Source organism: Enterobacter sp. S-33 (assembly GCF_028735835.1).
Taxonomy (GTDB): Bacteria; Pseudomonadota; Gammaproteobacteria; order Enterobacterales; family Enterobacteriaceae; genus Enterobacter; species Enterobacter vonholyi.
In genome coordinates this window covers 584885-603418 of sequence record NZ_CP117838.1, presented here as the reverse complement: position 1 = coordinate 603418, position 18534 = coordinate 584885, and the positions used below count along the sequence as shown (strand labels likewise).

The window sequence follows — 18534 nt, the reverse complement described above, 5'->3', positions numbered from 1 at the left end:
ATCACAAAACCACATCCCACCCGAAAAGTACCCGTCGTTGTCCCAATCGTCCCTTCACGTTACGTCCCTCTCAGGCTTCAATTAAACAACAAAAACAAAACATAAATTTAACAACACTATTCCGATACGAGGTCCCTATGAAGCCTGAAGAGTTCCGCGCAGACGCCAAACGCCCGTTAACCGGCGAAGAGTATTTAAAAAGCCTGCAGGACGGTCGTGAGATTTATATCTACGGCGAGCGCGTCAAAGACGTCACCACCCATCCGGCGTTTCGCAATGCGGCGGCCTCCATCGCGCAGATGTACGACGCGCTGCACAAGCCGGACATGCAGGACACGCTGTGCTGGGGCACCGACACCGGCAGCGGCGGCTATACCCACAAGTTCTTCCGCGTGGCGAAAAGCGCCGACGACCTGCGCCAGCAGCGCGATGCCATCGCCGAATGGTCGCGCCTTAGCTACGGCTGGATGGGCCGCACGCCGGACTACAAAGCCGCTTTCGGCTGCGCGCTCGGCGCTAACCCGGCCTTCTACGGCCAGTTCGAACAGAACGCCCGCAACTGGTACACCCGCATTCAGGAAACCGGCCTGTACTTCAACCACGCCATCGTTAACCCGCCGATCGACCGCCACAAGCCGGCAGACGAGGTGAAAGACGTCTACATCAAGCTGGAGAAAGAGACCGACGCCGGGATTATCGTCAGCGGCGCGAAAGTGGTGGCCACCAACTCCGCCCTGACCCACTACAACATGATCGGCTTCGGCTCCGCGCAGGTGATGGGCGAAAACCCTGACTTCGCGCTGATGTTCGTCGCGCCGATGGATGCCGAGGGCGTGAAGCTGATCTCCCGCGCCTCTTACGAGATGGTGGCAGGCGCGACCGGCTCCCCTTACGACTACCCGCTCTCTAGCCGCTTTGACGAGAACGACGCGATCCTGGTGATGGATCACGTGCTTATCCCGTGGGAAAACGTACTGATCTACCGCGATTTCGACCGCTGCCGTCGCTGGACGATGGAAGGCGGTTTCGCCCGCATGTACCCGCTGCAGGCCTGCGTGCGTCTGGCGGTAAAACTCGACTTCATCACCGCCCTGCTGAAGAAATCCCTGGAGTGCACCGGTACCCTGGAGTTCCGCGGCGTGCAGGCAGATCTCGGCGAAGTGGTGGCCTGGCGCAACATGTTCTGGGCGCTGAGCGACTCCATGTGTTCCGAAGCCACCCCGTGGGTCAACGGCGCGTATCTGCCGGATCACGCCGCGCTGCAAACCTACCGCGTGATGGCGCCGATGGCCTACGCCAAAATCAAGAACATCATCGAGAGTAACGTGACGTCCGGCCTGATTTACCTGCCGTCCAGCGCCCGGGATCTGAACAATCCGCAGATCGACCAGTATCTGGCGAAATACGTGCGCGGCTCCAACGGCATGGATCACGTTGAACGTATCAAGATTTTGAAACTGATGTGGGACGCCATCGGCAGCGAGTTCGGCGGTCGTCACGAGCTGTACGAAATTAACTACTCCGGCAGCCAGGATGAAATTCGCCTGCAGTGTCTGCGCCAGGCGCAGAGCTCCGGCAACATGGACAAGATGATGGCGATGGTCGACCGCTGCATGTCCGAATACGACCAGCACGGCTGGACCGTACCGCACCTGCACAACAACAGCGATATCAACATGCTCGACAAGCTGCTGAAATAGCGCAGCGGGAGGTTGCAATGCATTCAGATGAACAACGCCTGCGTTTTCGCGACGCAATGAGTAGCCTGTCGGCGGCGGTAAACGTGGTCACCACCGAGGGTGAGGCGGGCCGCTGCGGCATTACCGCCACCGCCGTCTGTTCGGTCACAGACACCCCGCCGTCGGTGATGGTGTGCATCAACGCCAACAGCGCTATGAACCCGGTATTCCAGGGCAACGGCAGGCTGTGCGTTAACGTGCTGAACCACGAGCAGGAGATCATGGCTCGCCATTTCGCCGGGATGACCGGTATGACGATGGAAGAGCGCTTTGCACTCTCCTGCTGGCAGAAAGGGCCGCTGGCGCAGCCTGTGCTCAAGGGTGCGCTCGCCAGCCTTGAAGGTGAGATTAGCCAGGTGCAAACCATCGGCACGCATCTTGTCTACCTTGTTGAAGTTAAAAACATTATCCTGAGTGACGCGGGACACGGCCTGATCTACTTCAGGCGCCGTTTCCACCCGGTCATGCTGGAGGCAGAAGCCGCCTTGTGATGCCCCTTCGCGCTGGCCTTTTTTTCCGGCCAGCGCCGCTTTCTACAAAAACTCCTAAGGTTTCCCCTAAAACACGCCGTTATATAGCCATAAGAGAAATTTTCTGTGACTGAATACTGACACTACCTGTCAGTGCATCCGCATCATTCAGCGCATACCTAAATATACAGGATGACCTTATGGCTAAAACGACGCGTAGCCGCTCGGCTGAACGTCTAGTCGATATTCTGGTTGAGCTACATTTAAACGGTGTGGTAAACCGCAGTGCGCTAATGGAGAAATTTAAAATTACCGAGCGTACCGTCTACCGGGATTTAAATGCCCTCTCTCCCATTGTTGAACATTTCGGTAACGGGCTATATCGGCTGATCCATTCTGCACAATCGCCCGGCGGACAAGGCTTACATCACACCCTTGCTAACTTCCTGAATGCTGACAGCTTTTTCCCTGAAAGAAATACGGAATTCTGGCAGAAGCTTGAAACGCGCGTTGACGAAAACCATATTCTTATTCTTGGCAATGAAGCAGAACACACGGTAGAGCGTGATATTCGCCGTCATTTAACGAAAATCGAGAAATCGATTAAAAACCATAATGTTTGTCAGATCGTTTATAAGGGTAAAACCCGTCTGATTAATCCCTATAAACTCATTAACAAAAAAAATATATGGTATTTACAAGCCACCGAAAATAGCCGCCTGAAATCCTTCTCCTTGAGCCAGATTAGCTGGTTTGATATTCAGAAAACGACCTTCACTCCTGAAGAAAATGTCCTTGAGCTGCTGGAGAAAAGCCTCGACCCTTGGGTATCTGAAGATACTTTCGCAGTGAAAATATTTATTAAAGATAATATTTCACATTACTTCCTGCGCCGCGATCTTCTGCCGGAACAGGAGCTGCTGGAGGAGCAACAGGGCGGCGTCACGCTGCGCTGCCAGGCGGCACACGAGAACCAGATCCTGCCGCTGCTGTTCTACTGGCTCCCCCATATTCAGATACTGGAACCGAGCTGGCTGAAGGAGAAGCTCATCAGAACGCTGGAGAATTATCTGGCAGTGGAACGCAACACGAATAATCAAGTGATCTCAATCACATAATTTAGCCCACTGGCGGCGAGCCGAAACCGCTCGTCGCCCCCTTTGACCGCTCACCCGGCACTTTCAACCACTCATTCATTTACCGTCCTTTACGCGCGCGTTGATCTGGCACGATCGCTGCAGCATTAATCAATACCTCCTCACAACGAACCCTGACCCTTTTTTCTTTACATAAAAAACCAGGTCTTACTATGGATACTAAAAAACTACTGAAGCACGTGCCCTGGGCCTTACTCGGGATCCTCGGCGCTTTTTGTCTGGCGGTTGTCGCCTTACGCCGGGGCGAACACGTAAGCGCCCTGTGGATCGTGGTCGCGTCCGTTTCCGTCTATCTTGTGGCTTATCGCTACTACAGCTTATACATCGCGCAGAAGGTCATGAAGCTCGACCCAACGCGCGCCACTCCGGCGGTCATTAACAATGACGGCCTGAACTACGTGCCAACCAACCGCTACGTGCTGTTTGGTCACCACTTTGCCGCTATCGCCGGTGCTGGCCCGCTGGTCGGCCCGGTACTGGCCGCGCAGATGGGCTACCTGCCGGGTACGCTCTGGCTGCTGGCGGGCGTGGTGCTGGCCGGTGCGGTGCAGGACTTTATGGTGCTGTTTATCTCTTCTCGCCGTAACGGCGCCTCTCTGGGTGAGATGGTCAAAGAGGAGATGGGCCGCGTGCCGGGAACTATCGCCCTGTTCGGCTGCTTCCTGATCATGATCATCATCCTCGCGGTGCTGGCCCTGATCGTGGTGAAAGCCCTGGCCGAAAGTCCGTGGGGCGTCTTCACCGTCTGCTCAACCGTGCCGATTGCGCTGTTCATGGGTATCTACATGCGCTTCCTGAGACCGGGACGCGTAGGTGAGGTGTCGGTAATTGGTATCGTGCTGCTGGTGGCCTCTATCTACTTCGGCGGCGTCATCGCGCACGACCCGTACTGGGGCCCGGCGCTGACCTTCAAGGACACCACCATCACCTTCGCGCTGATTGGCTATGCGTTTATCTCCGCGCTGCTGCCGGTCTGGCTGATTCTGGCCCCGCGCGACTACCTGGCGACCTTCCTGAAAATCGGCGTGATCGTCGGGCTGGCAATCGGGATTGTGATCATCAACCCTGAACTGAAAATGCCGGCGGTGACCCAGTACATCGACGGTACCGGTCCGCTGTGGAAAGGCGCCCTGTTCCCGTTCCTGTTCATCACCATCGCCTGCGGTGCGGTCTCCGGCTTCCACGCCCTGATCTCCTCCGGTACCACGCCTAAGCTGCTGGCAAACGAGAAAGACGCACGCCTGATCGGCTACGGCGCCATGCTGATGGAGTCCTTCGTGGCGATCATGGCGCTGGTTGCCGCGTCCATCATCGAACCGGGTCTGTACTTCGCAATGAACACCCCTCCGGCGGGCCTCGGTATTACCATGCCGAACCTGCACGAGATGGGCGGCGACAACGCGGCGCTGATTATGGCGCAGCTGAAAGACGCCAGCGCACACGCGGCGGCGACCGTCAGCTCCTGGGGCTTCGTGATTTCGCCTGAGCAGATCATGCAGACCGCGAAGGACATCGGCGAACCGTCCGTGCTGAACCGCGCCGGTGGCGCTCCTACGCTGGCTGTCGGTATTGCACACGTGTTCCACAAAGTGCTGCCGTGGGCGGACATGGGCTTCTGGTACCACTTCGGTATTCTGTTCGAAGCGTTGTTCATCCTCACCGCGCTGGATGCAGGTACCCGTGCGGGTCGCTTCATGCTGCAGGATCTGCTGGGTAACTTCGTGCCGTTCCTGAAGAAAACCGACTCTCTGGTAGCGGGCATTCTGGGTACGGCGGGCTGCGTCGGCCTGTGGGGCTACCTGCTGTATCAGGGCGTTGTCGACCCGCTCGGCGGCGTGAAGAGCCTGTGGCCGCTGTTCGGTATCTCTAACCAGATGCTGGCGGCTGTAGCTCTGGTGCTCGGTACCGTTGTCCTCGTGAAGATGAAACGCACCAAATACATCTGGGTCACCGTGGTCCCTGCGCTGTGGCTGCTGCTCTGCACCACCTGGGCGCTTGGCCTGAAGCTGTTCAGCGCCAACCCGCAGCTGGAAGGCTTCTTCTTCATGGCTAACCAGTACAAAGAGAAGATTGCCGCAGGCGGCGCGGATCTGACCGCCCAGCAGATTGCCAACATGAACCATATCGTGGTGAACAACTACACTAACGCGGGTCTGAGCATTCTGTTCCTGGTGGTGGTGTACAGCATCATCTTCTATGGCATCAAAACCTGGCTGAAAGTGCGTAACGCCGACGGCCGTACGGACAAAGAAACCCCGTACGTGCCGGTGCCTGAAGGCGGCGTGAAGACTTCTTCACACCATTAATCCAGCATGTCACTCCAGGCCCGGATCGCTGCGCGCCACCGGGCTTTTTCTTATCAGGACCCGTTATGTTTGGTAACTTAGGCGAAGCAAAAAAATACCTCGGTCAGGCGGCGAAAATGCTGATTGGCATTCCGGACTATGACAACTACGTTGAGCATATGAAGACCAACCATCCGGATAAGCCGTACATGACCTACACTGAATTCTTCCGCGAGCGTCAGGAAGCGCGCTACGGCGGAAGTGGAGAAGGCGGCGTCCGCTGCTGCTAAAGGAGAGACCATGACCCCGATTGCCGTTACCCTGCTGACCGGTTTCCTCGGCGCCGGTAAAACCACCCTGCTGCGCCACATTCTGAACGAGCAGCACGGCTTCAAAATCGCCGTCATCGAAAACGAATTTGGCAAAGTCTCCGTAGACGACCAGCTGATTGGCGATCGCGCCACGCAGATCAAAACCCTGACCAACGGCTGCATCTGCTGCACCCGCTCTAACGAATTAGAAGATGCCCTGCTGGACCTGCTCGACAGCCGCGATCGCGGGGAAATCGACTTTGACCGCCTGGTGATCGAGTGCACCGGCATGGCCGATCCCGGCCCGATTATTCAGACCTTTTTCTCCCATGAGATCCTTTGTCAGCGCTATCTGCTGGACGGCGTGATTGCCCTGGTTGATGCGGTCCACGCCGACGAACAGATGAACCAGTTCACCATCGCCCAGTCTCAGGTGGGCTACGCCGACCGCATCCTGCTGACCAAAACCGACGTGGCGGGCGAAAGCGAAAAGCTTCGCGAGCGCCTGACCCGCATTAACTCCCGCGCGCCGATTTACACGGTGACGCACGGCGATATCGACCTGTCTCAGCTGTTCAACACCAACGGCTTTATGCTGGAGGAGAACGTCACCGCGAAACCGCGCTTCCACTTTATGGGAGACAAGCAAAACGACGTGGCGTCGATTGTGGTAGAGCTGGATTATCCGGTGGATATCAGCGAAGTCTCCCGCGTGATGGAAAACCTGCTGCTGTCGTTTGCCGACAGGCTGCTGCGCTACAAAGGAATGCTGTGGATTGACGGCGAACCCAACCGCCTGCTATTCCAGGGCGTGCAGCGCCTGTACAGCGCCGACTGGGACCGACCGTGGGGCGATGAAGCGCCGCACAGCGTGATGGTGTTTATTGGCATCCAACTGCCGGAGGAAGAAATTCGGGCGGCGTTTGCGGGTCTGAAGAAATAACCGCATCGAACATCCCCTCTCCCCTATGGGGAGAGGGCTAGGGTGAGGGGTAAGCGGTAAACTTATTTCACCGCCTCCGGCAGCGTCACAATCCACAGCTCGCTGTCCGACTCCGGCTTCTTCAGCGGCTTCACGCTGAGCGTGGTTTCCACCGGTTTATCATCCAGCGTCAGCTTGCCTTCCGCGTTCACCCGATAATCCTTGAGCTTCTTGCCCTCGACCGGGTTTTGCATCGCTACCTTTACGCCAAAGTCGTTATCGTTCGCCACCGCAAGCGTTTTGCTGTCGATCAGCGCCAGCCCTTCGGCCTTCTCCTGCTGCCAGCCCAACGCGCGCAAATCGACGACCTGCGTTTTAGCCGCAAGGGTAATGCCGCGCTGCGCCAGGGTTTTCTCATCATCAAACTCAGGGTACTCGCCCGGCTTGTCGAAGGCGGAAAGGTCGCTCGCCTTGCTGAGATCCACCTTGTAAATCAGGTTACGCATTCCGTCGTTTTTATCGCTTCCCTGCTCAATCAGCAGGATGTGCTGGTCATCAAGCGCCACGATATCGCCGATTTTGGCGTCGCTGTTTTTGTCGTAGGCCGCGCTGTCGATGGGGTAACCGTACATTGCGGTTTTGCCGGTTGCCGGATCGAAGCTCACCAGACGCGTAAACAGCGCCTGCTTTTTGCTCTTACCGTCGATGTCCAGCGTGCTCTGCACGGCGGCGATAATGCGTCCGTCCGGCATCCGGGTCAGGCCTTCGAAGCCCCGGTTCGGCTGGCGCCATTTGATGATGTTTGGCAGACCGCCCGCGATGGATTTTTCCCCTTCCGCCGCCTGCGGCCCGTGGATCGCAAGGATTTTGCCTTTGCTGTCGACGTTAATCAGGAACGGACCATATTCGTCGCACAGCCAGTAGCCGCCTTTTCCGTCCGGGGTGATGCCTTCCGTGTCCAGGCCACGGTTGTCACCCTTGAGCGTCTTTAAGGTATCGCTGAACGCCACTTCATTGGTGGAGCCAATCACGCCGCTTTGCAGCGGCAGACCGTTAATCTCGCCTTTATCGTCATGCAGCGGGCGGGCATCAACCGCCTCCGCTTTGCCGTTCTGGACGCGGATGGTCATCAGCAGCGGCGCGAAATCCGGCGTGACAAATATTTTGGCTTCGCTTTTACCCATTTTTGGCGCATCGGCGTTTGGACCGCGATCGGTCACGGTCGCAAAGGTCAGGGCGTCGCCCTGCTTGCCCGTAAACAGCAGGCCGGAGCCGATTCCCACAGGGAGTCCGTTTGGAAACGCGCTGGCAAACGCGCCGCTGTAGCTCACGTGGGAGCCTTCAGGGAAGCTGACGACATAGCGCTCAGCAGTGGGCTGCGCCGCCAGGCCAGAGAAAGAGAGCGCACAGCCGATTAGCACAGGAATAATTTTTCTTTTCATATTGTTAGTGTCCAGGAAGTGAAGCCAACAACGTAAAGAAGGAACGTGTCAGAAAAATGACATGGCGGAAAGCGACCTGGCGTTGCGGGACGTATAACCACCTCCAGAAATGTAAACCTGTGTCTTTATCTGTGACAACTGAAACACTTTTGGAAATTATTAGAAACTCAATTAATTCAACACGAACCACATTCTCCGGCTCGTTCAGCGTACGTTTAATCAAAACCCTGAACCATCCCTAAACGAGAATGCATTACGTATTGACTCCTTGCCGGCTCAACATTCAACCAACATTTAAAATTCAAAAACCCAACAAAATCAGCTTAAAAACGCGACAAACATCACATTTGCAGTGATAAACAGCTCTTGTTAAGGTGCCCTCAGATTAATTTGATGAAGAGGAAAAACTAATGAAAAAGCTCAACGTTCTCCTTCTTTCCGCTCTGACCGCCGTATCAGGCTCCGCACTGGCCATGGGCGGCAGCATTGAGCAGGGTAAGAACTTCACTAACCTGAACGTCGAAATGGGTAAATCAACCTCTGGTCTGTACACCGAAGGTAGCTGGCTGAAAAACACCGACGACGGCACCACGACCGGTGGCGTGGGTGCAGGCTACAACTTCGAGGTCGGCCCGGTGATGCTGAACGCAGGCGCTAAGGCCCTCTACGTTGGCCCGAAGAAAGGCGATAACGGCGTGGCGTTCCCGGTCGGCGGCGGTGTGAACGTTGCCCTGACCGACAGCATCAGGGTATTCGGTGAAGGCTACGTTGCTCCAGACGGCCTGAACAACAGCGTGAAAAACTACGTTGAAGCGAACGGCGGCGTAAGCTGGACGCCAGTGAAGCCGGTGACGCTGAAGGTGGGTTATCGTCACGTGAGCGTTGATGGCAAAGACGGTCGTCCAAACCACACGCTGGTAGACGGCGCTTACTTCGGCGGCGGCGTGAGCTTCTAATCCACCTGATAAATAAAAAACCTGCCATTCGGCAGGTTTTTTATTACTACGTTACTTACGCACCACCACCAGCTTCTGGTTCACAAATTCTTTAATCCCCAGATCCGACAGCTCGCGTCCGTAACCGGAGCGCTTCACGCCGCCGAACGGCAGCTCTGGCGCGGTATCGGTGAGCCAGTTGATGTACACCATCCCCGTCTCGATACGCGACGCCATCTTCTTCGCGCGCTCGATATCCTGGCTGAATACCGCCCCGCCCAGACCGTAGTGTGAGTCGTTCGCCAGCGCGACCGCCTCGTCGTCGTTTTTCACCACGTACATCTGCGCCACCGGGCCGAAGAACTCTTCGAAATACGCCGGGTTGTCGCGCGAGATGTTCGTCAGGATCGTCGGTTCAAAAAAGCTCCCGTCGCGCTGCACCGGCTTGCCGCCATAGTGCAGCGTCGCACCGTTTTTCACCGCCTCGTTAACCTGTTTGGTCAACGTCTCCAGAGCATCTTTCGACGACAGCGGCCCCAGCGTGGTGCTTTCGTCCAGCGGATCGCCAATCTTCACCTGCTTAAACGCCTCGGTGAATTTGCTCAGGAAGGCATCCGCAATCTTTTCATGCAGGATAAAGCGCTTTGCCGCGGTGCAGACCTGCCCGGCGTTGTTGAGCCGTGCATTCACGCCAATCTTGACGGCTTTGTCCAGGTCCGCGTCGTCCAGCACCACGAAGACGTCGTTACCGCCCAGCTCCAGCGTGGATTTCTTAATGTGCTTCGCCGCCTGTGCGGCCACCACGCTGCCGGCTTTTTCAGAGCCGGTTAATGCGGCGCCCTGCACGCGATCGTCGGCAATGATGTTCGCCACCTGCTCGGACGAAATAAACAGGTTAGTCCATGCGCCTTCCGGCGCGCCCGCCTCGCGGACCAGATGGGCAAAGGCTTCGGCGCAGTGCGGCACGATGCTGGCATGCTTGGCGATGACGGGGTTACCCGCCGCCAGGTTTGGCGCCAGAACGCGCATCAGCTGGTAATACGGGAAGTTCCACGGCTCAACGGCCATCAGCACGCCGATGGGATGATGCTCCACCCACGCTTCCCCGAGTTCGGATTGATACTTCACCGGGGCCAGAAACTGCTTCGCGTTGTCGGCGTAGTAGCGGGCGATCTGCGCGCACAGCTTCACCTCGCCGCGGCTCTGTTCGATGAGCTTACCCATCTCCTGGCTGGCGATTTTCGCCAGATCCTCGGTGCGCTCGTCGATCAGGTCGGCAAGCTTATGCAGCACCGGCAGGCGCTGATTGATGTCGCCTTTCGCCCAGTCCGAATGATAAAGCGCATCGGCCGCCTTCAGCGCCGCTTCGATATCCGCGTCGGTATGCGAGGGGTATTCTTTGATGAGCTGGTTAGTGGCAGGGTTTACTGTCTGATAAGCCATGTCGAATCTCCTTGTTTTACCGCTTAGGGTATTAAGGGTAGTCAACGTGACTGGAAACAAACGTAAAGTTTGGTATGTAAGCAGCCTACCATTTCCGTATATACCATTTTCTTCTTGTGATAGACAATATTATTAATTAATATCAATATATTATACACATATTATTGACGATAACTTTTAGTCATCAAGGAAAGAAAGTGAAATTATTTAAAGCTGACGATGCTTTCTTCGATAAAGTATCAAAAATAACTTCAATATTTGCCACTACAGGAACGCTAGCTTTCGGAATTTATGCCTACTTTAATACCATCCATCCCGTTTTTGAAAAAGAAAAAGAACTACAAAACTTACGAGCTGAAAAGCTTAGTCTTGAGTCAGAAAAAACAAAATTAAATGCCGACAATCTCTTACTACAAAATAAATTCTTAGCATCCAGCAACCATTTAAATGAACTCAATGAAAACCTGAGCAAAACAAATAAAACTCTTATAGAAAAACAAAACTTACTTAATAATTTGAACAGAGAACTTGTTCTAGCACAAAAGCAAACAATTCGCGGAAAGTTAGCGACGATCCGGGAAAAACTGCTTAGTACCACTATTTATCAAATATCCATCAAAGGAAACACAAAATTTGATATTATCACCTATTCAAACTCATTGCTTCCTAATGATAACACAAAGAAAGTCTCATCTTCTGATAAAAAAGCATACGAATATTTTGAAAATTATATTCAAAGCCATAAAAATGAAAAATTTGAGCAGATTGACGACATCATTAAATATGCAGTTATGCTACCTGTATCGTATGAAATAAATGAAAAGATATTAGGTGATAGCGACTAATTTATCTTTAACTGAGGACTTTGCACTTTCCCCCCGCTTACCTCTATCCTTAACCCATGGAAAAAATAGCTGAACTCAAACGCGCCAAGCTGCTGGCGCTGTCGCTGCTGCTGGTTGCCGCCGCGGCCTTTATCACCACCCTATTCCTGCCGCAGAACTTCTGGGTGCGCGGCGTCAAGGCCATTGCCGAGGCGGCAATGGTCGGCGCGCTGGCTGACTGGTTTGCGGTCGTCGCGCTGTTCCGCCGGGTGCCGATTCCCTTTATCTCGCGCCATACGGCGATCATCCCGCGCAATAAGGACCGAATCGGCGACAATCTCGGCCAGTTTGTTCAGGAGAAGTTTCTGGATACCCAGTCGCTGGTGGCGTTGATCCGTCGCTATGAACCTGCGCAGATGATCGGCGCCTGGTTCAGCAAGCCCGACAACGCTCAGCGCGTCGGGCTGCACTTGATGCAGGTGATGAGCGGTTTTCTCGAACTGACCGACGACGGGCGCATTCAGCGCCTGCTAAAACGCGCGGTGCATAAGGCCATCGACAAGGTCGATTTCACCGAAACCAGCGCCGTGATGCTGGAGAGTATGACCAAAAACAACCGCCATCAGGTGCTGCTCGACGCCATCATCAATCGCCTGATTACCCTGATTCAGCGGGAAAGCACGCGGGACTTTATTGCCGATCAGATTGTCCACTGGCTGAAGACCGAGCATCCACGCAAGGCGATGGTGCTGCCCACCGAGTGGCTGGGCGATCAGAGCGCGGAGATGGTGTCGAACGCGGTGAATACGCTGCTGGACGATATCAGCCACGACCGCACGCACCAGATCCGTCAGGCATTCGACCGCGCCACGCTGAAGCTTATCGACAATCTGAAAAACGATCCGGAGATGGCGGCAAAAGCCGACAACATCAAGCACTACCTGAAAAACGATGAGGCGTTTAACCGCTATCTGGGCGAGATGTGGGCCGATCTGCGCCAGTGGCTGAAGGCAGATATGCAGAGTGAAGATTCGCGCGTGAAGCAGCGCATCGCCAACGCCGGGCTGTGGTTTGGCGAAACGCTGTCTAACGACGCCAGCCTGCGGGCATCGCTGAACGAGCATCTGGAGCAGGCCGCGCACCGCCTCGCGCCGGACTTCGCGGCGTTTCTGACCCGCCACATCAGCGACACGGTGAAAAGCTGGGACGCCAAAGACATGTCACGCCAGATTGAGCTGAACATTGGCAAGGATCTGCAGTTTATCCGCGTCAACGGAACCCTGGTGGGCGGGACGATTGGCCTGATCCTGTTTTTACTCTCGCAGCTGCCTGCCGTGCTGGGGCATTAATCCGTTTTTGGCGGCGCGATGACGTAGCGGGTCGCCTCGAAGCGGTTCAGGATCAGGTGCACCAGAAAGACCATCGTCAGCGTCGCCACCAGCGAAAAGGTGACAGAGGTGATGCGGTACAGATCGCTGAACACCAGGTCAGTGTCCGGGTGCATGTTCTGCCCGAACATAATGCCGATGGTGGTGATGCTGGAAAAGCCCACGCCCGCCCCCACCTTTTCCATCACGTGGAGTCGCGCGCCAAACGCCAGGCCGAGGCCAATCAGCGGCATCATCAGCAGCATATGGCTGCTGTGATCGTAGAGTATTAGCTGCACCACCAGAATGTAGAGACAGCCCAGCACCACGCCGACCACGCGCCAGATCGAGCTCATCACCGAACCTCGGTAGTGCATCGGGAACAGGATCAAAATCCCCGCCATCAGCGCCGAAAGCGAATCGCTTAAGTCGCTAATCTGAAAAACCACAAAAATCAGCGTCGCGACGGTACCGGAGAGCAGCGACTCGTGGCGCACGCGGGCGTCGTCTTTCTCAATCAGCGGCGGCGGCTTGCGGGGCTCCACGTCCGGCAGCAGATAGTTCATCAGCGCGCTAAGGCACACCGCCATCACGCTGGCTTCGATGTTGGAGAACAAAAGCGTGTGCCAGTTGGTGGTGGGGTAGCTCATAAAGTTGAGCATCACGCTCTGGCACACCACGCCCATTGAGCCAAACAGGAACAGCGGCCCCTTGCTCATAAAGCGAAAACGCATCACGTACAGGGCAAAGACCACCAGCGTCATGATGACCGGCCATTGCGACAGGTAGCCGATGATAATCACCATTTCGACGCAGTTGAGCGATGCGCTGAAGATAAACTGCTTTGCCACGTGGCGATTAAACACCGGTACCAGCGACAGCAGCATGATCGGATAGACCACGAAAAACACGCCGTAGCTGGTGTTGTAAAAGCTGGAGATGCTGAGCGCAATCATCCCGGCAAAAACGATGCGCAGGGTCTGGCGGAAATCGTTTGCCGTATAGACGATGTTGCCGTGCGGGGTAAATACCCGCGCCAGGGTACTAATAGACATAGTGAAGCAGGCTCACCAGGTGGATCTGCATCCCGGAGAAAAAGCGCGCAAACGGCCCTTCGCTATTGTAGAGCTGCACGGTCGCGCGGGCGCCGGTCGGCAGATGCTTCGGCAGCGGCTCGTCCAGCGTCACGTGAATGCGCATGCGCTGGGCGTCGCGCACCCAGCGGTTGGAGGTTTCCGGCTCGGAAAGCTGGCCGTTAACGGCCTCCTGCCCCGCCAGGATCCCCGCGTCGCTGCTGGTGACGTGGGCGCGGAAAACGTGTCCCGGGAAGGCGTCAAACACCACGGCCGCATCGGTGCCCTGATGGGTATGGCGCAGGCTTTTTTCACGGAAATCGGCCACGATATCGGTCTGGTTGTTCACCAGCGCCAGCGCGGCGGAACCGGATGAGGCGTAGAAGCCAGGGCTCAGCTGCAAATTACTGACCGTGCCGTCCGCCAGGGCATAGACCTTCGTCCAGCCGAGGTTCAGCTCAGCTTCATCCAGCGCGTTGCGGTATTTTTGCAGCGTCACGTTGCGGTGTTCTTCGCGCTCACCACGCTGGATGCGCAGGTTGCGGATGTTGGCCTGAATCGTGCTGACGGACTGCTCGCTGCTCTGCCAGGTCGTGCGGACCTTATCCAGATCCGCCTGCGAGACGTTCTGCAGCGTGCTCAGCTTCTGGTAGCGATCAAAGGTCACTTTGTCGTTACGCGCGGTCAGCACGGCGGTTTTCAGGCTGGCCTGCGCGGCGGCGATCTGCGCGTCCAGCTGTTCATTGGACAGGCGTGCCTGCTCAAGCGCGATTTGCGCCGCTTCCACCTTATTGCGAAACGGCGTGTCGTCGAGCTCAAACAGCAGATCGCCTTTCTTCACCTGGCTGTTGTTGTGGACATGTACCGCCGCCACGTAGCCGGAGACGCGCGGAGACACCGGCGTCACCACGCGCATCACGGTGGAGTCCGGCGTCAGCGGGATCCAGATATCCGCGACGATAAAGTAGACAAACATCAGCAGGAAAGAGGCAATACTCACCCTTACCCAGCGGGCAAACTTTTGTTCAGGGGTCATTATTTTTCGGTCTTGTTATCTTCTTCGCGGATTGTCCGCAAATTGCAGGCGATTTGATTCAACGTGGCGCTGAAAATGTCGAGATGTTCCGGCGCGATGTTTTGCGATACGCGCGCCTGATACGTCTCAATCACCTGAGTGAGCCTTTGTAACAGGGCTTTTCCCTCAGGCGTCAGCGTCAGAAGCCGGATGCGCTTGTCATAAGGCGATGTGGCGCGCAGCAGGTAACCCTGCTTTTCCAGCTGTGTCAGGGTGCGCATCAGCGGCGGCAGTTCAATGCCCTGCACCTCCGCCAGCTCACTCATTGAGACGTTATCCCCGAGCTGATGAAGCTGCATCATCACCGTCCAGCTCGACTGGGTTAACCCGGTATCGAGAATAGCCTCGTCGATGACGGCACGCCACTGGCGCACGATCATCGCCATCCGCATACCCATCGGCCTGCGGCAGAACAGTTCTTCTTCACTCATAGGGAAACCTCTCGTCACACGCGGTCAAGATAATAGTTATCAGGGTAAGTATCAAGAAACGAGAGGCATAAGCGCAGGAATTGCGAAAGGTGTTACTGGCGGCGATGTACGCGTAGGCCCGGTAAGCGCAGCGCCACCGGGCATTTTTAGCGGCTAAAAAGCCTCTTTACAGCGGCCTTCCCCGACGCCGTCACCGCCACCTCCCGATACCCCGCCACCCGCTGGATCCAGCCTTTATTTTCCAGATGCTCGAGCAGCAACGCGCCGGCTTCTCCGCCCAGGTGAAACCGCCGCTCGCTCCAGTCCAGGCAGGCGCAGCAGGCCTTCCGGTGCGGGTGATCGCTTAACGAAATGCCGAACGTCAGGAACTGCTCCCGGCCATAGAGTGTCAACGCTGAACCGTCTGCCTCCAGCCAGCCTTCCGCCTGCATGAAATCATAAATCTGCACCGCCACCGTACCGGCAAGATGGTCGTAGCAGGTCCGGGCTTCACGCATGGCTTTCGGCGCGGTGGTTTCCGGCGGGGTAATGCGGCTCCACGAAAGCCCCATCATCTGCTCCACCAGCGCCGCCACGTCGTGCCCGGCAAGGCGATAATAGCGATGCCGCCCTTGCGACAGGCAGGTTATCAGTTGCCCTTCAAGCAGCCGGGCGAGATGCCCGCTGGCGGTCGACGGGGCGACGTCTGCCGCCGCGCTCAGTTCGGTGGCCGTCCACGCCCGCCCGTCCATTAGCGCACACAGCATCTTCACGCGCGACGGATCGGCCATTGCAGCCGCCACCGCGGCAATCGCCAGCTCCAGCGCAGCGCTGTTGTCAGGAGGTAAACTCGTCTTAAGCATGGGCCGCCCAGGGTTCGGTGATCTCTGCGGCCAGCTTATCATCATCCGTCAGCAGAATAAGGTGATTCGCATGGTCGCTGTACTGAGTCAGGATAGACACACCGCGTGCCGCCAGCGCCGCTGCGATCTCGCCCAGCTCACCGGGGCGTTCCTGCCTAAGTTTCCGGATCACCGGCTTTCGCACCGCCTGCACGGTAAACCCGGCCTCCATCAGCACGCGTCGCGCTTTTTCCCCGTCTTCCACCAGGAAATGGGCATCTGCACCAAATACGCCGCCGCCCTCCAGCCCCACGCCGTTTCTGCCCAGCAGCTGTCCAAACCGCGCCAGTTCACCGGGGGTATCGCGAAAAATGATATGAACGTCATACATCGGCATGCCCTCCGGTTTCGGAACTGTATTCCCGCACCAGCTGCGCCACCCGGATGCGGTAGTACGCAAAAATCGACTCCCGCCCTTCGGCCTGCGCCGCCTGATGAAAGACGTTCTGCTTCCAGCGGCGGACGGCCTCTTCATCCCGCCACCAGGAAAGGGACAGAATTTTGCCGTCGGTGGTCAGGCTCTGAAAACGTTCGATATCAATAAAGCCGTCGATGTCCGCCAGCAGCGGCTTAAGCTCTGCGGCAAGCTGAAGATAGCGCGCCTGATGGGCAGGCGCGGCTTTAGCTTCAAAAATGACTGCGATCATGAGGGTCTCTCCGTGGTGATGTTGAGGAGAGCATGCGGGATGGAAAAGCACAATGCTTCGGTAAATAGCGAAGTTTTAGCCCACCATCGACCTCGGCTCCATAAACGCCCGAATTCCCCACTCGCCCATCTCGCGCCCCAAACCGGAGTGCTTGAAGCCACCGAATGGTGCTTTCGGTTCATGAGCCAGGGTGTTCACCAGCACGCGACCGGAAACAATCTGCTGCGCCACGCGTCGCGCGCGGTTTACATCACCACCCAGCACCATCGCGCTCAGGCCGTAGTCGGTGTCGTTGGCAATAGCGATCGCCTCCGCCTCGTCACGATAGGGGATTACGCACAGTACCGGACCGAAAATCTCATCGCGGGCAATGGTCATCCGGTTGTTCACGTCGGCAAACAGCGTCGGACGCACGAACCAGCCGTCCCGCGTGCCTTCCGGTCGCCCTTCACCGCCCGCCAGCAGGCGTGCCCCCTCTTCGATACCTTTCCGGATATAGCCCTGCACCCGCAGCCACTGCTTTTCGCTGACCATGGGGCCGACGTCCGTTGCGCTATCGCGCGGGTCGCCGGATTTCACCGCCGCCACGGCCTGCGCCAGCGCGGTTTCGATCTCTGCCTTGCGCGAGTAAGGCACAAGAATGCGCGTTCCGGCCACGCACGCCTGCCCGCTGTTCATAAACCCGGCCTGGATCGCCAGCGGGATCGCCTGCGCGAGATCCACATCATCCATCAGGATCGTCGGTGATTTACCGCCCAACTCCAGCGTCACGCGCTTAAAGCTTTCCGCCGCGTTACGCAGGATCGCCTTGCCGGTATTCGTGGAGCCGGTGAACGAGATTTTCGCCACGTCCGGATGACGGCTAATCGTTTCGCCTACCGTCTCGCCGCGTCCGGTGACGATATTAAATACCCCTGGCGGTAATTCAGCATCGCGCAGCGCTTCGGTGACAATCTGCGTTTGCAGGGCGCTCATTTCGCTCGGCTTGATCACCGCCGTGCAGCCCGCAGCCAGCGCGGCCGCCAGCTTGCCGCAGATAAACCCCGCGTCGCTGTTCCAGGGCGTAATCAACCCGGCCACCCCAAGCGGCGTCATCTGCACCGTCGCTGCACCTGCGGGGGTGACAAACTCAAACGCCTCCAGCGCCTCAATTGCCTGAGCAATCACCTCCGCCGGATAGCTAGCCATCCACGCCGAGCGCGAGGCGGGCGCGCCGTACTCTTCAATGACCGCTTCCAGCAGATCGTCGTGGCGAGCGGCCACGGCGGCGTGCATGCGCTTCAGCGCGGTGATGCGTTCCTGTTTTGTGGTCTGCGACCACGCCGGAAACGCCGCTTTTGCCGCCGCGATAGCGCGTTCAGCGTCAACCTCATCCGCCAGACGAACCTGGCCGATGACCTGCGCCGTCGCCGGATTGTACAAATCAAACCACTCGGTACCGTGCGGGGTAACAAACTCGCCGTTAATAAAGATCTGTTCGATGGTGTGCATATAAACCTCCTCAGGCTGTGTGAGCCCAGTCTGTCACGGCT

18 protein-coding genes are annotated in these 18534 nt (G+C 56.8%); 9 read left to right on the top strand and 9 right to left on the bottom strand.

The window, feature by feature from the left end:
* Positions 1-137 precede the first annotated feature (137 nt).
* The 6 genes from hpaB to yjiA all read left to right on the top strand — a co-directional run bounded on the left by hpaB (position 138) and on the right by yjiA (position 6905).
* Positions 138-1700 (top strand): 4-hydroxyphenylacetate 3-monooxygenase, oxygenase component, encoded by a 1563-nt coding sequence (gene hpaB, locus PUP35_RS02795; RefSeq protein ID WP_274241906.1) that lies wholly within the window; start codon positions 138-140, stop codon positions 1698-1700.
* 17 nt (positions 1701-1717) lie between these two features.
* The gene (locus tag PUP35_RS02790) at positions 1718-2230 is read left to right on the top strand and encodes a 4-hydroxyphenylacetate 3-monooxygenase reductase subunit (RefSeq protein WP_111964122.1); all 513 of its coding nucleotides are present in this window, start codon (positions 1718-1720) and stop codon (positions 2228-2230) included.
* 179 nt (positions 2231-2409) lie between these two features.
* Positions 2410-3327 (top strand): helix-turn-helix transcriptional regulator, encoded by a 918-nt coding sequence (locus PUP35_RS02785; RefSeq protein ID WP_274241905.1) that lies wholly within the window; start codon positions 2410-2412, stop codon positions 3325-3327.
* Between the two features lie 191 nt (positions 3328-3518).
* On the top strand, positions 3519-5672 hold the full coding sequence (locus PUP35_RS02780) for a carbon starvation CstA family protein (protein ID WP_111964124.1): 2154 nt from the start codon (positions 3519-3521) through the stop codon (positions 5670-5672).
* 65 nt (positions 5673-5737) lie between these two features.
* Complete coding sequence (locus PUP35_RS02775) at positions 5738-5941, top strand: YbdD/YjiX family protein (protein WP_003856610.1); 204 nt, start codon at positions 5738-5740, stop codon at positions 5939-5941.
* A 10-nt stretch (positions 5942-5951) separates the two neighbouring features.
* Entirely contained in the window at positions 5952-6905 is a 954-nt protein-coding gene (yjiA, locus tag PUP35_RS02770) for a GTPase (protein WP_274241904.1), read from the top strand.
* A 62-nt stretch (positions 6906-6967) separates the two neighbouring features.
* On the opposite strand, the gene PUP35_RS02765 is transcribed toward yjiA, so the two are convergent.
* Positions 6968-8326, bottom strand: coding sequence for an esterase-like activity of phytase family protein (locus tag PUP35_RS02765; RefSeq protein ID WP_274241903.1), 1359 nt, complete (start codon positions 8324-8326; stop codon positions 6968-6970).
* A 410-nt stretch (positions 8327-8736) separates the two neighbouring features.
* On the opposite strand from PUP35_RS02765, the gene PUP35_RS02760 reads away from it, so the two are divergent.
* A complete protein-coding gene (locus PUP35_RS02760) occupies positions 8737-9282 on the top strand; it encodes a YfaZ family outer membrane protein (RefSeq protein ID WP_133293723.1) in 546 nt (181 codons plus the stop codon).
* 51 nt (positions 9283-9333) lie between these two features.
* Here the strand turns inward: PUP35_RS02760 and PUP35_RS02755 are convergent, their stop codons facing one another.
* Positions 9334-10704: an NAD-dependent succinate-semialdehyde dehydrogenase gene (locus PUP35_RS02755; RefSeq protein ID WP_274241902.1), complete on the bottom strand. Its 1371-nt coding sequence runs from the start codon at positions 10702-10704 to the stop codon at positions 9334-9336.
* Between the two features lie 197 nt (positions 10705-10901).
* Here PUP35_RS02755 and PUP35_RS02750 point away from each other — a divergent pair, with 197 nt between their 5' ends.
* Complete coding sequence (locus tag PUP35_RS02750; protein WP_274241901.1) at positions 10902-11549, top strand: hypothetical protein; 648 nt, start codon at positions 10902-10904, stop codon at positions 11547-11549.
* 56 nt (positions 11550-11605) lie between these two features.
* Positions 11606-12877 (top strand): DUF445 domain-containing protein, encoded by a 1272-nt coding sequence (locus tag PUP35_RS02745; RefSeq protein WP_274241900.1) that lies wholly within the window; start codon positions 11606-11608, stop codon positions 12875-12877.
* On the opposite strand, the gene PUP35_RS02740 is transcribed toward PUP35_RS02745, so the two are convergent.
* The 7 genes from PUP35_RS02740 to PUP35_RS02710 all read right to left on the bottom strand — a co-directional run bounded on the left by PUP35_RS02740 (position 12874) and on the right by PUP35_RS02710 (position 18493).
* Positions 12874-13950, bottom strand: a complete 1077-nt coding sequence (locus PUP35_RS02740) for a DUF2955 domain-containing protein (protein ID WP_149367773.1) — start codon at positions 13948-13950, stop codon at positions 12874-12876. The genes PUP35_RS02745 and PUP35_RS02740 overlap by 4 nt on opposite strands.
* Entirely contained in the window at positions 13940-15007 is a 1068-nt protein-coding gene (locus tag PUP35_RS02735) for an HlyD family secretion protein (protein WP_111964134.1), read from the bottom strand. The genes PUP35_RS02740 and PUP35_RS02735 overlap by 11 nt, the downstream gene beginning before the upstream one ends.
* Complete coding sequence (locus tag PUP35_RS02730; protein ID WP_274241899.1) at positions 15004-15474, bottom strand: MarR family winged helix-turn-helix transcriptional regulator; 471 nt, start codon at positions 15472-15474, stop codon at positions 15004-15006. Before PUP35_RS02730 ends, PUP35_RS02735 begins: the two co-directional genes overlap by 4 nt.
* A 146-nt stretch (positions 15475-15620) precedes the next feature.
* Positions 15621-16316: an ArsR/SmtB family transcription factor gene (locus PUP35_RS02725; RefSeq protein ID WP_274241898.1), complete on the bottom strand. Its 696-nt coding sequence runs from the start codon at positions 16314-16316 to the stop codon at positions 15621-15623.
* Positions 16309-16686 (bottom strand): amino acid-binding protein, encoded by a 378-nt coding sequence (locus PUP35_RS02720; RefSeq protein WP_274241897.1) that lies wholly within the window; start codon positions 16684-16686, stop codon positions 16309-16311. Before PUP35_RS02720 ends, PUP35_RS02725 begins: the two co-directional genes overlap by 8 nt.
* Positions 16679-17002 (bottom strand): antibiotic biosynthesis monooxygenase family protein, encoded by a 324-nt coding sequence (locus PUP35_RS02715; RefSeq protein ID WP_033144543.1) that lies wholly within the window; start codon positions 17000-17002, stop codon positions 16679-16681. Before PUP35_RS02715 ends, PUP35_RS02720 begins: the two co-directional genes overlap by 8 nt.
* A 75-nt stretch (positions 17003-17077) precedes the next feature.
* The gene (locus tag PUP35_RS02710; RefSeq protein WP_274241896.1) at positions 17078-18493 is read right to left on the bottom strand and encodes an aldehyde dehydrogenase family protein; all 1416 of its coding nucleotides are present in this window, start codon (positions 18491-18493) and stop codon (positions 17078-17080) included.
* Positions 18494-18534 lie beyond the last annotated feature (41 nt).

Bases quoted from the DNA above. Each gene is read 5' to 3' on its own strand.
- PUP35_RS02785 (WP_274241905.1), top strand. From the start codon at position 2,410: ATGGCTAAAACGACGCGTAGCCGCTCGGCTGAACGTCTAGTCGATATT.
- hpaB (WP_274241906.1), top strand. From the start codon at position 138: ATGAAGCCTGAAGAGTTCCGCGCAGACGCCAAACGCCCGTTAACCGGC.
- yjiA (WP_274241904.1), top strand. From the start codon at position 5,952: ATGACCCCGATTGCCGTTACCCTGCTGACCGGTTTCCTCGGCGCCGGT.
- PUP35_RS02760 (WP_133293723.1), top strand. From the start codon at position 8,737: ATGAAAAAGCTCAACGTTCTCCTTCTTTCCGCTCTGACCGCCGTATCA.
- PUP35_RS02725 (WP_274241898.1), bottom strand. From the start codon at position 16,316: ATGCTTAAGACGAGTTTACCTCCTGACAACAGCGCTGCGCTGGAGCTG.
- PUP35_RS02790 (WP_111964122.1), top strand. From the start codon at position 1,718: ATGCATTCAGATGAACAACGCCTGCGTTTTCGCGACGCAATGAGTAGC.
- PUP35_RS02730 (WP_274241899.1), bottom strand. From the start codon at position 15,474: ATGAGTGAAGAAGAACTGTTCTGCCGCAGGCCGATGGGTATGCGGATG.
- PUP35_RS02720 (WP_274241897.1), bottom strand. From the start codon at position 16,686: ATGTATGACGTTCATATCATTTTTCGCGATACCCCCGGTGAACTGGCG.
- PUP35_RS02755 (WP_274241902.1), bottom strand. From the start codon at position 10,704: ATGGCTTATCAGACAGTAAACCCTGCCACTAACCAGCTCATCAAAGAA.
- PUP35_RS02715 (WP_033144543.1), bottom strand. From the start codon at position 17,002: ATGATCGCAGTCATTTTTGAAGCTAAAGCCGCGCCTGCCCATCAGGCG.
- PUP35_RS02745 (WP_274241900.1), top strand. From the start codon at position 11,606: ATGGAAAAAATAGCTGAACTCAAACGCGCCAAGCTGCTGGCGCTGTCG.
- PUP35_RS02765 (WP_274241903.1), bottom strand. From the start codon at position 8,326: ATGAAAAGAAAAATTATTCCTGTGCTAATCGGCTGTGCGCTCTCTTTC.
- PUP35_RS02740 (WP_149367773.1), bottom strand. From the start codon at position 13,950: ATGTCTATTAGTACCCTGGCGCGGGTATTTACCCCGCACGGCAACATC.
- PUP35_RS02710 (WP_274241896.1), bottom strand. From the start codon at position 18,493: ATGCACACCATCGAACAGATCTTTATTAACGGCGAGTTTGTTACCCCG.
- PUP35_RS02775 (WP_003856610.1), top strand. From the start codon at position 5,738: ATGTTTGGTAACTTAGGCGAAGCAAAAAAATACCTCGGTCAGGCGGCG.
- PUP35_RS02780 (WP_111964124.1), top strand. From the start codon at position 3,519: ATGGATACTAAAAAACTACTGAAGCACGTGCCCTGGGCCTTACTCGGG.